Source organism: Salinivibrio sp. KP-1 (assembly GCF_000968645.1).
Lineage (GTDB): Bacteria > Pseudomonadota > Gammaproteobacteria > Enterobacterales > Vibrionaceae > Salinivibrio > Salinivibrio siamensis.
Genome location: NZ_LAQR01000001.1, coordinates 763,611 through 776,773, shown reverse-complemented (window position 1 = coordinate 776,773; position 13,163 = coordinate 763,611). Strand labels below are relative to the sequence as shown.

At 50.9% G+C, this 13,163-nt stretch carries 11 protein-coding genes and 1 other RNA gene; 10 read left to right on the top strand and 2 right to left on the bottom strand.

All coding sequences use genetic code 11. The features are described from left to right. Window positions 1-9: 9 nt before the first annotated feature. Entirely contained in the window at window positions 10-1,071 is a 1,062-nt protein-coding gene (locus WN56_RS03450) for a PLP-dependent cysteine synthase family protein (RefSeq protein WP_197075737.1), read from the bottom strand. Between the two features lie 132 nt (window positions 1,072-1,203). Between WN56_RS03450 and WN56_RS03445 the strand changes: the two genes are divergently transcribed. Genes WN56_RS03445 through WN56_RS03435 form a run of 3 tightly spaced genes read left to right on the top strand, consistent with a single transcriptional unit; the run spans window position 1,204 to window position 5,227 of the window. Then, entirely contained in the window at window positions 1,204-1,671 is a 468-nt protein-coding gene (locus WN56_RS03445; RefSeq protein ID WP_046073854.1) for an Lrp/AsnC family transcriptional regulator, read from the top strand. Window positions 1,672-1,713: 42 nt separating this feature from the next. Further along, window positions 1,714-3,474 (top strand): ABC transporter transmembrane domain-containing protein, encoded by a 1,761-nt coding sequence (locus WN56_RS03440; RefSeq protein WP_046073622.1) that lies wholly within the window; start codon window positions 1,714-1,716, stop codon window positions 3,472-3,474. Further along, complete coding sequence (locus tag WN56_RS03435) at window positions 3,467-5,227, top strand: ABC transporter transmembrane domain-containing protein (protein ID WP_046073621.1); 1,761 nt, start codon at window positions 3,467-3,469, stop codon at window positions 5,225-5,227. Before WN56_RS03440 ends, WN56_RS03435 begins: the two co-directional genes overlap by 8 nt. Window positions 5,228-5,315: 88 nt before the next feature. Here WN56_RS03435 and tesB read toward each other — a convergent pair whose 3' ends face one another. Next, a complete protein-coding gene (gene tesB, locus WN56_RS03430) occupies window positions 5,316-6,179 on the bottom strand; it encodes an acyl-CoA thioesterase II (RefSeq protein ID WP_046073853.1) in 864 nt (287 codons plus the stop codon). Window positions 6,180-6,278: 99 nt separating this feature from the next. Between tesB and WN56_RS03425 the strand changes: the two genes are divergently transcribed. The 7 genes from WN56_RS03425 (at window position 6,279) to WN56_RS03400 (ending at window position 13,138) form a co-directional block, all read left to right on the top strand. Further along, window positions 6,279-6,698 (top strand): YbaY family lipoprotein, encoded by a 420-nt coding sequence (locus WN56_RS03425; RefSeq protein ID WP_046073620.1) that lies wholly within the window; start codon window positions 6,279-6,281, stop codon window positions 6,696-6,698. A gap of 39 nt (window positions 6,699-6,737) precedes the next feature. Continuing rightward, window positions 6,738-7,469 carry a hypothetical protein gene (locus tag WN56_RS03420; RefSeq protein WP_046073619.1) on the top strand — a complete coding sequence of 244 codons (732 nt, stop codon included), beginning with the start codon at window positions 6,738-6,740 and terminating at the stop codon, window positions 7,467-7,469. Between the two features lie 122 nt (window positions 7,470-7,591). Then, an RNA gene (gene ffs, locus WN56_RS16710) (signal recognition particle sRNA small type) lies at window positions 7,592-7,688 on the top strand. 171 nt (window positions 7,689-7,859) lie between these two features. Then, complete coding sequence (locus tag WN56_RS03415; RefSeq protein WP_052708007.1) at window positions 7,860-9,278, top strand: DUF3404 domain-containing protein; 1,419 nt, start codon at window positions 7,860-7,862, stop codon at window positions 9,276-9,278. Beyond that, entirely contained in the window at window positions 9,275-9,919 is a 645-nt protein-coding gene (locus WN56_RS03410) for a response regulator transcription factor (RefSeq protein ID WP_046073618.1), read from the top strand. The genes WN56_RS03415 and WN56_RS03410 overlap by 4 nt, the downstream gene beginning before the upstream one ends. After that, window positions 9,916-10,797 (top strand): DUF2861 family protein, encoded by an 882-nt coding sequence (locus tag WN56_RS03405; protein WP_046073617.1) that lies wholly within the window; start codon window positions 9,916-9,918, stop codon window positions 10,795-10,797. The genes WN56_RS03410 and WN56_RS03405 overlap by 4 nt, the downstream gene beginning before the upstream one ends. A 73-nt stretch (window positions 10,798-10,870) precedes the next feature. Continuing rightward, window positions 10,871-13,138, top strand: a complete 2,268-nt coding sequence (locus WN56_RS03400; protein WP_046073616.1) for a glycoside hydrolase — start codon at window positions 10,871-10,873, stop codon at window positions 13,136-13,138. Window positions 13,139-13,163 lie beyond the last annotated feature (25 nt).

Here is a 13,163-nt window from a genome sequence, read left to right as displayed (position 1 = left end):
TTGTGCCTATTACCCCAACAAGGTTTGTAAATCATGAGTCGCTTGGTCGAGATCCCCAATGTGCTCGCGTACCCAATCAGGGTTGTAATAGGTGTCTAGGTAGCGCTCACCGCTGTCACATAGCAAGGTGACAATAGAGCCTTTCTCGCCGTTGGCGCGCATTTCATTCGCCAACATCAAGACACCGTACAGGTTGGTACCGGTGGACGCGCCGGCTTTGCGGCCAAGTTGGCTTTCTAGCCAGTGAATGGTGGCGATACTGTGAGTGTCCGGCACTGTGGTCATTCTATCAATCACCCCGGGAATAAAGCTGGGCTCGACACGTGGCCGTCCAATCCCTTCAATGCGACTGCTTTTATCGGTGGTCAGTGCGCTGTCGCCAGTGAGGTAGTAATCGTGAAACACCGAATGTTCAGCATCGGCCACCATCAGCTGAGTGGGTTGGCAACGATAACGAATGTAGCGGCCAATGGTCGCTGAGGTGCCACCGGTGCCCGGGCTCATCACAATCCAGCGAGGGATCGGAAAGCGCTCGTACTGCATTTGATCAAAAATGCGGTTGGCAATGTTGTTATTGCTACGCCAGTCGGTCGCTCGCTCGGCATACGTAAACTGGTCCATGTAATGGCCATTGAGCTCCTTAGCAAGGTGACGAGACTCGGCATAGATCTGATCTGACCGCTCGACAAAGTGCGCTTCACCGCCATAAAAACGGATTTGCTCAATCTTCTTACACGCAGTGTTTTTAGGCACTACGGCAATAAAACGTAAGCCAAGCAGACGGGCAAAATACGCTTCGGAAATGGCAGTACTGCCTGATGAGCTTTCAATGATGGTGGTGTGCTCATCAATCCAACCATTACACAAGCCGTACAAAAACAAAGAACGCGCCAAGCGGTGCTTCAAGCTGCCGGTTGGGTGAGTGCTTTCGTCTTTCAGATAGATATCAATGTCTGCAAAGCTGGGGAGATCGAGCTTAATTAAGTGGGTATCTGCAGAGCGTTTAAAGTCGGCTTCAATGAGGCGAATCGCGTTACCGACCCAAGTATGGCAAGGCTGTGGGGTTGTCATCATGCGTCTCCGAATGCGTAATTAGCACCAGTTTACGTAAAGAGTGGGATAAAAACCTTGCTATTTTTGCTCTATAATGCCACCTAAATAGAAAAATAAACTCCCATATAATACTTAATGGAAAAAATTTTTATGACTATCACTTTAGATGAGATAGATCGCACTTTACTCGCGGCGCTACAGGAAGATGCCAACTGGTCTGTGGCTGCGTTGGCCGAACGGGTGAATTTAACTACGACTCCCTGTTGGAAGCGGCTGAAACGGCTGGAATCACAAGGGGTGATCCGTGGGCGGGTGGCATTGCTTGACCCCGAAACCGTTGGCCTCGCATTTACCGCCTTCGTCCACATCAAAACCAATGACCACAGTGAGCAGTGGTACAAGACCTTTACCGAGGTGGTGACCGAGTTCCCTGAGGTGATGGAATTCTACCGTATGGCGGGGGAATATGATTATATGATGAAGGTGCAGGTGGCTGATATGACTCGATTTGATCATTTTTATAAAAAACTGGTCAATTCTGTGCCAAGTCTGAATAATGTGACATCAACATTCGCCATGGAAGCGCTTAAGTACACCACCGCCTTACCGATCCGATAGGTCGTTCTGATGATAAAAAGGCGGGGATAAAAAGGAGACCTCATGAAGGTGTTTTGGCAGTTAGGCTGGTTTTTTAAACGTGAATGGCGTCGTTATCTCGGCGCCATGATTATTTTAGTATTTGTTTCTGTCTTCGAGCTGATCCCGCCGATGGCCGTGGGCCATGTGGTTGATGGCGTGGTCGCGGGCGAGATTTCCACTGAGCTACTGATGTGGCTACTCGCGGGCATGCTAGCCATTTGGGTGGTGGTGTATGTTCTACGCATCGTTTGGCGAGTCTGGCTATTTGGTGCCGCGGCTGAGCTGGGCACTGTGCTGCGCAATCGGCTTTATGATCACTTTACCCGTCAATCCCCGCATTTTTTCCGTCGCTATCCGAGTGGCGATATCATGGCGCGTTCCACCAATGATGTGAAAGCAGTGGTAATGACGGCCGGTGAAGGGGTACTGACTGCCGGGGATTCCATTATCACAGGCGTTGCTGTGCTCATTGTGATGGTGAGCCAAATTAGCTGGCAGCTCACACTCTTAGCCCTGTTACCGATGCCGGTAATGGCAGTACTGGTTAATCGCTTTGGTCGCCGTTTGCACCATACCTTTACTGAATCGCAAGCGGCGTTTTCTGAGCTGTCAGAGGTGAGTCAGTCCTCACTGTCGGCGGTGCGTATGGTACGTGCATTCGGCTTAGAGCAGCACCAGATGAATCAGTTTAATCAAGTTGCCGATCGTACCGGGGAGAAAAACCTCGCGGTGGCACGGGTTGATGCGCTGTTTTCGCCGGTGATCCAAGGCACCATTGGCGCTTCGTTTTTCCTAACCGTGTCTGGCGGCGGCTACATGGTCGCCACTGGTGATATTTCGCTTGGGGATCTTACCGCATTTACCTTGTATCAAGGTTTGATGATTTGGCCGATGCTCGCAGTGGCGTGGCTATTTAATATTATTGAGCGTGGGCGCGCCGCTTGGACGCGGATAGATGCGTTGCTGCAAGAGCAGCCGGACATTGTTGGTGGTGACACGCCGCTGCCTGACACCATGCAGCCGTTAGCACTGGCCATTGAGAAGTTTAAGTGGCAACCGGATGACAGTTTTGCCCTCAAAGATATCCGTGTGACGCTTCCGCCTGGGGCCATGCTGGGGATTGCCGGCCCAGTCGGCAGTGGTAAATCAACCTTATTGCAATTGCTACTTCATCTGACCCAGCTTGAAAAGGGCGATATTCGCTATGGTGATGTGTCGATAGCGGAGGCTGACTTGTCGTCATGGCGACAACGTTTCGCGGTGGTGACGCAAACGCCGTTTTTGTTTTCGCGCTCGATTGCGGAAAACATCGCCCTTGGTCGTCCTGATGCGACCCAAGCGGAAATCGAACAGGCGGCGACACTTGCCTGCATTGATGAGGACATCCGTCAGCTGCCGCACGGGTATGAAACCGCAGTCGGTGAAAAAGGGATCACCTTATCTGGCGGTCAAAAGCAGCGTATTTCCATTGCCCGCGCTTTGTTGGTGGAAGCGGAGTGCTTGATTTTGGATGATGCCTTGTCAGCCGTTGACGGTGACACCGAGCACCGCATTTTGCAGAACCTGCAACAGCATCAGCACACCCGTACCACGATTGTGATAGCCCACCGTTTATCGGCACTCGAAAACGCCGATGAAATTGTGGTACTCAGCCACGGGCAAGTCCGAGAGCGTGGCCAGCATCGCCAATTGATTCAACAGCCAGGATGGTATCAAGAAATGCACCAATATCAGCAGCTGGAAGCGGCATTGGAAGCCGATGAGGAGCCGCGCCATGACTAAGCGAGAGATCTTATTTCGATTGCTAAGCTACATGCGCCGCGACAGGCGTCAATTTGTGATTGCCACGATTTTCTTGCTAGTCGCGGCGGTGGCCGAAGTAACAGGGCCTTATTTGGTGCAAATCTTTCTCGATAATTATGTCGCCAAAGATCATTATCCGGCGGTGATCATGTGGGCACTTGCAGTCGGCTACATCGTATCGACCATTGTTTCCGCCGGCTTTCAGTATCAGTACGAGCTGCGTTTTAACACCATGGCGGTGGCCATCATTCAACGTATTCGTAAAGCGGTGTTCGCCAACGTGATTAAACAGCCTCTGTCAGCCTTTGACTATGTGCCGATGGGACGAATTGTATCGCGCTTAACTAACGACACCGAGTCGTTGAAAGAGCTGTATGTGTCGGTGCTTTCTACCTTTTTACGCAACATCGCACTGATTGGTGTGATGCTGGTGGCAATGCTAATGCTCAGTGTGCAACTGACAATGGTGGTGTTGGTGCTACTGCCGTGTGTGGTGCTGGTGATGGCGCGCTATCAAAAACGCTCAGCGCCTGCGTATCGTCGGGCACGAGATCGGCTCGCAGATATCAACGGGGTGATGAATGAATCTGTGCTCGGCATGAATTTGATCCAGCTAATGCAGCAAGAGCGGGCGTTCTCCTCGCGATTCAGTGATATGACCGCGGATCACTTGGATGCCATGGTCACTATTCAGCGCCTGAACGGGATCTATCTCCGCCCTTTGATTGATTTATTGGCAGGGGCCGCGTTGCTGTCTTTGGTGGCGATCTTCGGTTTTAGCGGCACAGCAGTGATTGGTGTTGGGGTGCTATACGCCTTTTTAAGCTATTTGGGGCGGATCACCGAGCCATTGATTGAAATGATGCAGCAACTGTCACTGCTTCAGCAGGCTATCTCGGCCGGTGAGCGGCTTTTCGAAATGATGGATACGCCGCCTGAGCAATATGGTCATGACACCACGCCGATCCCTGATGGTGCCATTGCACTGCAGAATGTGTCGTTTTCCTATGATGGTGAAACACCGGTGTTGTCAGACGTGAATGTAGACGTCCCGGCCGGCGGCTTTCTGGCGTTGGTGGGACATACGGGCAGCGGTAAATCAACTTTGGCGTCGTTACTGATGGGATTTTATCGCGCAGGTGAGGGGACGCTGACGCTGGGTGGATTACCGATCGAAAGCTTGAGTCATCAAAGCTTGCGTGAGGGCGTTGCCATGGTGCAACAAGATCCGCACATGCTGACGGGGAGTTTGCGAGAAAACATCGCGCTGGGGCAGACGCTGGACGATGAAAAAATTTGGCATGCACTCGAGCAAGTGGCGTTGGCAGATTACGTGAAAGGATTGCCAGCGGGGCTGGATACCTTACTTGGTGAGGGCGGAATGACCTTTTCTGCCGGTCAGCGCCAGTTGTTGGCTCTGGCGCGCGTGTTAGTGCGTCAGCCTAAAATTCTGATCCTTGATGAAGCCACCGCCAATATCGACTCTGGTACCGAAGAGCTTGTGCAACAGGCGCTGAATCGGTTACGCCAACAGATGACAGTGGTGGTGATTGCGCACCGCTTATCGACCATTGCCGAGGCCGATAACATCCTCGTCTTGCATCGTGGCCGCGTGATTGAGCAAGGGCGTCATCAAAGCCTGCTGCGTCAGCAAGGCCGCTACTGGCAGATGTATCAACTCCAGCAAGCCAGCGCGCATTTAGCCGCACTAGAGGAAGAGGCGCAGGTGTAGAGCTCCAGCCATGAGTGAAACAGATAAAAAGGGGCGTTATGCCCCTTTTTGTGTTGCTCAGACTCGCTCACGCTCGAGACGTTGATGGTTAGGAGAGTTTACGCATCAAGCCTTCTTGGGTCGCTGAAGCAACAAGGTCGCCTTGCTGATTAAAAAGTTCGCCGCGTACAAAGCCACGCGCGCCACTGGCGGACGGGCTTTCAATCGCAAACAGCAGCCACTCATCCATTCTAAACGGGCGGTGGAACCACATGGAGTGATCAATGGTGGCCACTTTCATGCCCGGCGTAAGCAGCGTCACTGCGTGAGGCTGCAACGCCGTGACCAAAAAGCCCCAATCGGCGGCATAGCCGAGTAAATACTGGTGGACATGAAAATCGTCGCCGACTTCACCATTGGCGCGGATCCACAGATATTGCTTAGCCGGCGCGGAATGGGGTTTAAGTGGGTTGATCACTGTGGCAGGCCGCACTTCAATCGGCTTGTCACCCCCAAAGGCTTTGACCACATTAGGGGGAAGCTTGTGAGCGATATCATTGACAAGTGACTGCTCAGAGCGCAAGGTCTCGGGCGCTGGCACGTCTGTCGGCATGGTGTTCTGATGCTCAAAGCTTTCTTCCTCTTCTTGATAAGAGGCGGTGAGATAAAAAATAGGTTTGCCGTACTGCACGGCTTTTATTCGCCGTGTGCTGAAACTTTTTCCGTCTCTGAGTATCTCAACATCATAGATGATCGGCTGCTCAGGATCGCCTGGGCGCAGAAAATAGCTATGGAATGAATGCAAAAAGCGATCAGGGTCAACCGAGGTTTTGGAGGCCGATAATGCCTGTCCAATCACTTGCCCACCATACACTTGGGGGAGTCCAAGGTTCTCACTTTGACCGCGGTACAGGCCAGTGTCTAGTCGCTCAAGCTCTAGCAGCTGTAAGAGTTCTTTCAGTGGTTGGCTCATAAGTCCTTGATTCATGCTATGCTTCCATTGTTATTGTTCAAGCTATCATAACCTTAGCGTTTTTGCCGCATTTGAACGTGCTTCAGTGAGGATTCTTTAATGAAGAAACTAACGTTTCTATTGTTCGCCTTATTCACTGCTTTGGTGTTTACTGCTTGTTCTGGAAATAGCCAACCTAATGATTTAGCAAATGTTTCTGGTAGCTTGGTGTATCGAGAACGCCTTGCGTTGCCCGAAAATGCCAGTGTGACAGTGCGCTTGGTAGAGATTAAAAACATCGATGCGCCAGGCAAAGTGATCAGTCGACAGTCTTTCGTGACGGAGGGGCAACAAGCGCCTCTGCATTTTTCCCTCAACTATGATCCGAGCCAAATTACGACGACGCACGATTATGTGATCACCGCCCAGATCGATGTGAGTGATCGGCCTCTGTTTATTACCAATACGGTCAATAAAGTGATCACGGATACGAATCATACCTATGATCCAACGCTAACACTGGTGCGTGCGGGGCATTGATCGCTACACTGGTGAGAGATATCCGCACAAGGAGTGTGCATGCGAATCTCACTGTTTCTCTGGCCCGTGTTGGTGCTGACGGTTATCGCTGTCGCGGGGATTAGCGCCACGTTTTCCCTGAATAGTCTAGCGATTGGCGCGTCTGCTTTATTCTTTTTCTATCCAGATAAATTCGCGAGTTGGTGCTTGGCGCTAGCGATGGCGATTTTTGCCTTTACCTTGCCACATCTCCCTGAGCTGTTAGCCGCGAGCACGCTATTGCTTTTGCCGGCTTTGTCTCTCTGGTTCAATCCCGACCGACATCCACACGTCAAGCTATTACTCGGTGCGGTGATGGTTGCCATGTTCGCGGGGATGATGGCTTTGCAATCTGAAGCTAAATTGGGTGGCTCACCGAGTACTCTCGCGCTGCAAATGTTAGCACTCGTGGGGTTATGGCTTGCGATCAGATATTGGCCAGGTTATCAGCCTCCTCATCGCGGGGCCTGGCTGTTACTGCCTGTATTAGTGGCGGTGAGTGGCTGGCCTGCTGCGTTATGGAGTGCGACAACGGTGATGATTATTTGGTTGTTACAGTGGGTGGGGTTCACACCACAATTTGCTCGCTCACGTCACCTTGCCTTGCATCTTATCCCGAGTATTCCGTTTTTGGTGATTACATGGATTACCCCTGGACAACTCACGCTATCGCTATTGGTCGCGTGGGCCACCATGCTTGCGGCGATTTGGGTTGGTGAGTATTTGCTATTGGAAGAGCCGGACGATCAGTAGGAAAATTGCCTAGAAGATAAACAGTTAACGAATGAGGTCATGAATCCTCCTTGCATTGCATCCAGCCTTGCCACATAATGCCCCGCAGTTAAGCAAGCTTAACGACATATCGATGGAGGCCTCCTTGGTTCTCCCGCAACACTATCTTGTGTACTGGGTCAGGTCCGGAAGGAAGCAGCCCGCGCTTGGGACGTGTGTGCCGGGATGTAGCTGGGGAGGTCTCCGCCCTTTCTGCGCCATGAAAATCGCCTCATTCATTAACCACCGATACCTCTCGTTGTTCGTATGACCACATAGCGTCTTGGCCTCCTCACAATGTTGACACTCGGGTGACACAGCCCCTTACCGCTTAGCTATGATTTAATCATTAGCGCTGGTAGCGTAAGTGTGATGGTCCATAAGGGTGGCAAAGTGGTGTTTCGAGCGTTAGCAGCGTTATTGTTGGCTTTACTCAGCAGCCAAACGGTGGCCAGTGAGCTGCACACGCAACTGAAAGGATTTTATGATAAGGCCTGGCAAACGGGCACCTTGATGGTTGCACAGCCGGCATTAAATGCCTATCCGCAGGCTTTGTTGGTCAGTCAGTCGCAGTACCCTGATTTCGAGAATGTTAACTGGCAGGACTTAAACGCACTACACCAAGTGGTGCAAACGTGCCAGCCGACCCCCAGTATCGTCTCCCCCCTTTTGTTAGCCGCCCAGCGTTTTGAGTTGGCTTTGTGTCGTGATGAGCCTTTACCCATTGAGTGGTTTGAGCAAAACCCGCTACTCCATCCTGCCGGTGGAAGTTATGCTGAACGCTATGTGTCAGCGCGTGGGATCGCCACGCCGTCACCTGAGCTGGTACAACGTTTTACCTTAGCCAACGAAGAGCATCCTCTACATGCTGCACTGAATGTCCTCAGTCAGGCTGGCCGAGATGCGTTACTCAGTGGTTACCGCGCGTATTTAGATGGCGGGCGCCTGTGGCTTAACGGCGAAGAAGGATGGAAGGCGCTATCTCATGAACAATGGGCGCCAATTGCTGAACAATATCGTTTGAGTTTATCGACGAATACGACGGGGTGTGATTACCGCTATGGAAATATTTGTAATCAACTCCACCCGGCGTATCGTGGCGTGATGATTGCGGTGTTTGTAGCGGTTTTTTGTGCGCTGATAGTTGGTTTAGCGCGTAGCCTATACGATCGATACCAGCAGCGCCGTGAGCGCCAATTTATTCTCCAGTTGCTGACGCATGAGCTAAGAACACCGATCGCAAGCCTAGGTATGACGGTGGAAATGTTGCGCAGCCAGTTCGATTTGCTTGAGCCTAGCACGCAAGATGTGCTTTGGCGATTACTGGCGGATCATCAACGCTTAAGTCAGCTGACAGAGACCAGTAAGGGCTATTTAAGTACCGATAAACGTGAGCAATTTAAGTTACAAACTGCGTCCTTATCGGAGTGGCTGGATAATATTTGCGATTGCCTAGAGGTTGACTACACCCTTGAGCAAGATAAAACACTGACGTTGCCTTTCTACTGGTTATCCATCTGCTTGAAAAACCTGATTCAAAATGCCCATCATCATGGCGGTGATCAAATTTGGATTCGTGTATGCGTGGATAAGCGCGTACGAGTTTGTGTGTATGATAACGGAATTTTTCCATCCTGGTGGCAAAGGCTGTGGCGGCGATATAAGTCGTCACCGTCAGAAAGAAACATGGGGATTGGATTGTTTTTAGTGGCGCGTTTAATGCGTCAAATGGGGGGGAAGCTAGTGATCAAGCGTCACCCAACCTGCTGTATTCTGGAGTTGCCGCAATGAGCCATCTATTGTTGATTGAAGATGACACCTTATTAGGGGAAGGCTTACGCCAGTTTTTGGAACAGCAAGGGTTTGAATGCACCTGGCTGGCCGAGAGTAATAAGGTGGATAAGCATTGGTTTCATGCCGATTTGGTGATTTTAGACCGCCAGCTCGCCGATGGCGATAGTTTAGCGCATCTGCCTCATTGGCTGTCTTTAAAAGCAGTGCCAGTGATCGTATTGACAGCCAAAGTTGAGGTTGAGCAACGGGTTGAGGGCTTAATGGCCGGCGCCAAAGATTATGTGGTTAAACCCTTTTCACATCAGGAGCTCTTGGCGCGTATCTATGCCCAATTACGGCCCTTAGGAGAAAGCCAACTCGTATACGGGCAGATCAAGGTTGAACCTGGATCCCGTCATGTGTATTGGCAAGACCAGGATGTGACGCTCAAGCCTAAAGAGTTTGATTTATTGCTATTGCTGTTACAAAACCAAGGGCGGGTTTTTCATCGCGAAGAATTGCTTAATAAAATATGGGGGTATCAGGCGTTTCCTACCACGCGCACGGTTGACAATCATGTGTTGCGGCTACGACAAAAGTTGCCCGGTTTAGCGATAGAGACGCATCGCGGTGTCGGGTATCGGTTGGTGGTGCTATGAACGGGTTTGGCTACCACATACTCGTGATAGCATGCATGGTATGCAGCTTCAGCGTCCGCGCTGAGCAAGTTTGGTTTCCAAAAACACCGATGCAGGAAACCTATCAGGCACTCCTCGCAGATAGGCCCAAGGTGGCGTGGCAAGAGCTTATTTTTGCGCTATCTCAGCAGCAGATACCGACTGAGCATTGGGCGAAGATCAAGTACGCGATCATCAATCAAACGGATTGTGGCCAACAGTTAACTGAGCCCAACGGTAAAGGGATCCCTCAAGGGTTAACCATTGCATTTGTACGACGGGCAGGCGCCTCAAGTCTTGGCTATGAAATCAAACTTTCTGCCGAGCAGGTCGAGCGTGATACCTTGCTAACCCTCACTGATCCTACCGGGCAAACGGTGCTCAATGAGATCTTGAACGCGAAAAGTGGGTATCAAGAAATTGAATCAGGGCAACTATTTACCCAAATTATTCCTGGTATTTATGAGTTAAAAATGGGTGGTCAGCATTATAGTTTGGTGGTGTATGGGCTGCCACGCCGCCCTTGGGTAAAACTGATAGGCCATCCTGATCAACAGCTCGCAATCGATTTGCCCGCTACGCCTTTGAGTTGTTCGCCAGCCGCTGCACACTGGTTGTGGCTTGATGACGCCTATCGCTGGGTCGAACAAACGCCGATTTATTTGTCCGGCCGCGCAGACAACTCCCACGCGCCAACCAAGATAAAATTGCCCTCTTCATCGCTTGTTAATGCGGAGCATTTAAGCGTCACTGTCAGTCACTTTGAGTATCAAGGCGCAATAAAAGTCAACTATGTTGAGCGATTGGCGTTGCCGCTGCCCAATGCTGCCATCCGCACAGAGGCTGTTAATAGCGAATAAAGAGACATCGAGGTGACAAATGAGGGAGGACGTTAGCATTTAATAGCGCGCTGACATCAACTGGAGACAGCGCGTGAACCTATCATCTTTTTATTTTTCTTGTGTTGCATGTGGCCTGACGCTATTCAGCCTAACTGCCTACGCAGCGCCTCTCACTTTGACCCATCAAGATACACACGTCACCATTAACCCTAGCGATCTGAGGATGCACTGGGACAGTCTGCCCATTAATGACGCTAATTTGGCAGTGGGTCAGAAGCCCCAGCAGGTGGTGAATATACGTCACCCAGCGCCAAATCAAGTTAACTGGCGCTGGATGCCTGCCAATATCGAGGTATCTGCCACCTTGGATAACGCGTTGACGTTGTCTATGTCGTTGGATGACAACGCTAAAGTGACACGCCAACGCCCCGTTTCAGTGAATTGGTTTAATTTACCGGTCGAGGACACCCAAGCCTTATTATTGCCGTTTAGCGAAGGAATGCGAATACCCACGGATCATCCGCAATGGATTGACTATCTGCAGGCAAGCCGAGATGGTGCGAATACCACGCAAGATCTAAAAATGCCGTTTTGGACGGCTCAGATAGGTCGTCAATATGTCAGTTACCATCTAGTCACCGCCACCAATAACCGACTGAGTTTTGCTCGCAAACATGACAAACTCGCGACGGGCGCGGTTCATACCTTTACGCCGTTAAATCGCCATGACCCCTTTGTGGTAAGGATTAAACCGGGTCAGCATCCATTGGATGGGGCTAAATGGTATCGCCAGTGGCGGCAAGAGCAGCATCAAGCAACCTCGTTGGCGAAAAAAGTGCAACAAAACCCTGAAACGGCCAAGCTAATTGGCGCGACCCATGTGTATTTATTTGGTCAAGGACCGCTTGCGCGTGATGATGTGAAGGATTGGTGGGGACTTAAACATTGGGCGCTGAATACGTCACCATTGCCGCTTGATGATGAGACCAAAGCGGCGCTCCGAGAGCTTTCCGGTGACCAAGGCTGGTTTAGCCAATATCATAAAAACACCTTGGTGAATGGCATTAATCGTGCGTTGGCAGAGATCTTTTCGGCGACCGCTCCCACCGAAAAAGACAATACCATCAAACAGCAGTATCAGGCCGCGCAGCAACGTAAAAAGTGGTTAGCTTCGAGGGCAGGACAGTACCTTAAACCGGCAGACCAGTGGGGGCAGGGGCTTTCCACTGAGATGCTCGACAGTTTACACAAAGCGGGTATCCGTCAATTGTGGTTAGGCTTGGACAATTGGATGCCGGCATTTTATCAGCCGCATGTCGTCGAAAAAGCCAAGCAAGCGGGCTATTTAATTGGCCCCTATGACTCCTACAATACCGCGATCCCACGTGGCGTGAACGATAGCTGGCTGACTGCACAATTACCGGATGTGATGCGCACATCGTGTGCGATTGAACAGCGCAATGGCAAATTGAAAAAAGGGTTTCGTGGCAACGGCTTCTATCTCAATCCTGCCTGTGATGTTGATTATGTCGCTCAGCGTATCGCCGATATCATTAAATATGGACATTTCAATAGCTTGTTTATTGATGTGGATGCGACTGCGATGGCGCGAGAAGATTATCGCCGTGATACTCGCGAAGTCGATATGCTGGCGGCGTTCAATCAACGGATGAAATCGATCGTAGATCGTCAGGCTGTCGTGTTGGGCTCGGAAGATGGCAACAGTTTGACCACGCAGGGCATCGCTTTTGCTCATGGCCTAGAAACGATTGGTTTTGGATGGACAGATAAAGACATGAAGTCTAATCGTGCATCTCCCTATTATCTCGGTCCTTGGTATCCGGATAACAAGCCCGCTTTTTTCTTTCAGCCGGCGAAAGTGAAGCCGCTGTACCAAGCATTGTTATTTGCGCCCCAATTTCGTATCCCGCTTTATCAAGCGGTGTTCCATGATGAGGTGATCAATAGCCACCACTGGCATAGCGATAGCCTAAAGTTTACCAATGTTCGTGCTGAGAGAGATTTAATAGCCATGCTTTATAATGTGCCCGCCATGGTGCATTTAAGTCGTGATGAAGCAACGTCGCCATCGCAACCTCGGATTCGTGCGATTAAACATTACCAACAGGGCTTTATGCCAATTCATCAAGCCCTTTGGGACAAAGCCTTGGTGGACTTTCGTTGGTTGGATGAACGCGGACGCGTGCAGCAGGCCCAATTTAGCGATGGGTCGACGCTAACCGCCAACTTTACCGACCAACCAGTCGGTATGTCGGGCATCACTGTGCCCGCAAAAGGCTTGGTGGCGCAATTGAGTGATGGAACGCAAGTGGTTTGGTCTGTGTCTGAGCAGGATTAAGGTTCGCTAATAGGATATAAGAAAG

What these genes read in the sequence shown, in the direction of transcription:
- WN56_RS03450 (WP_197075737.1), bottom strand. Translation starts at nt 1,071, where the DNA reads ATGACAACCCCACAGCCTTGCCATACTTGGGTCGGTAACGCGATTCGC.
- WN56_RS03445 (WP_046073854.1), top strand. Translation starts at nt 1,204, where the DNA reads ATGACTATCACTTTAGATGAGATAGATCGCACTTTACTCGCGGCGCTA.
- WN56_RS03440 (WP_046073622.1), top strand. Translation starts at nt 1,714, where the DNA reads ATGAAGGTGTTTTGGCAGTTAGGCTGGTTTTTTAAACGTGAATGGCGT.
- WN56_RS03435 (WP_046073621.1), top strand. Translation starts at nt 3,467, where the DNA reads ATGACTAAGCGAGAGATCTTATTTCGATTGCTAAGCTACATGCGCCGC.
- tesB (WP_046073853.1), bottom strand. Translation starts at nt 6,179, where the DNA reads ATGAGCCAACCACTGAAAGAACTCTTACAGCTGCTAGAGCTTGAGCGA.
- WN56_RS03425 (WP_046073620.1), top strand. Translation starts at nt 6,279, where the DNA reads ATGAAGAAACTAACGTTTCTATTGTTCGCCTTATTCACTGCTTTGGTG.
- WN56_RS03420 (WP_046073619.1), top strand. Translation starts at nt 6,738, where the DNA reads ATGCGAATCTCACTGTTTCTCTGGCCCGTGTTGGTGCTGACGGTTATC.
- WN56_RS03415 (WP_052708007.1), top strand. Translation starts at nt 7,860, where the DNA reads ATGGTCCATAAGGGTGGCAAAGTGGTGTTTCGAGCGTTAGCAGCGTTA.
- WN56_RS03410 (WP_046073618.1), top strand. Translation starts at nt 9,275, where the DNA reads ATGAGCCATCTATTGTTGATTGAAGATGACACCTTATTAGGGGAAGGC.
- WN56_RS03405 (WP_046073617.1), top strand. Translation starts at nt 9,916, where the DNA reads ATGAACGGGTTTGGCTACCACATACTCGTGATAGCATGCATGGTATGC.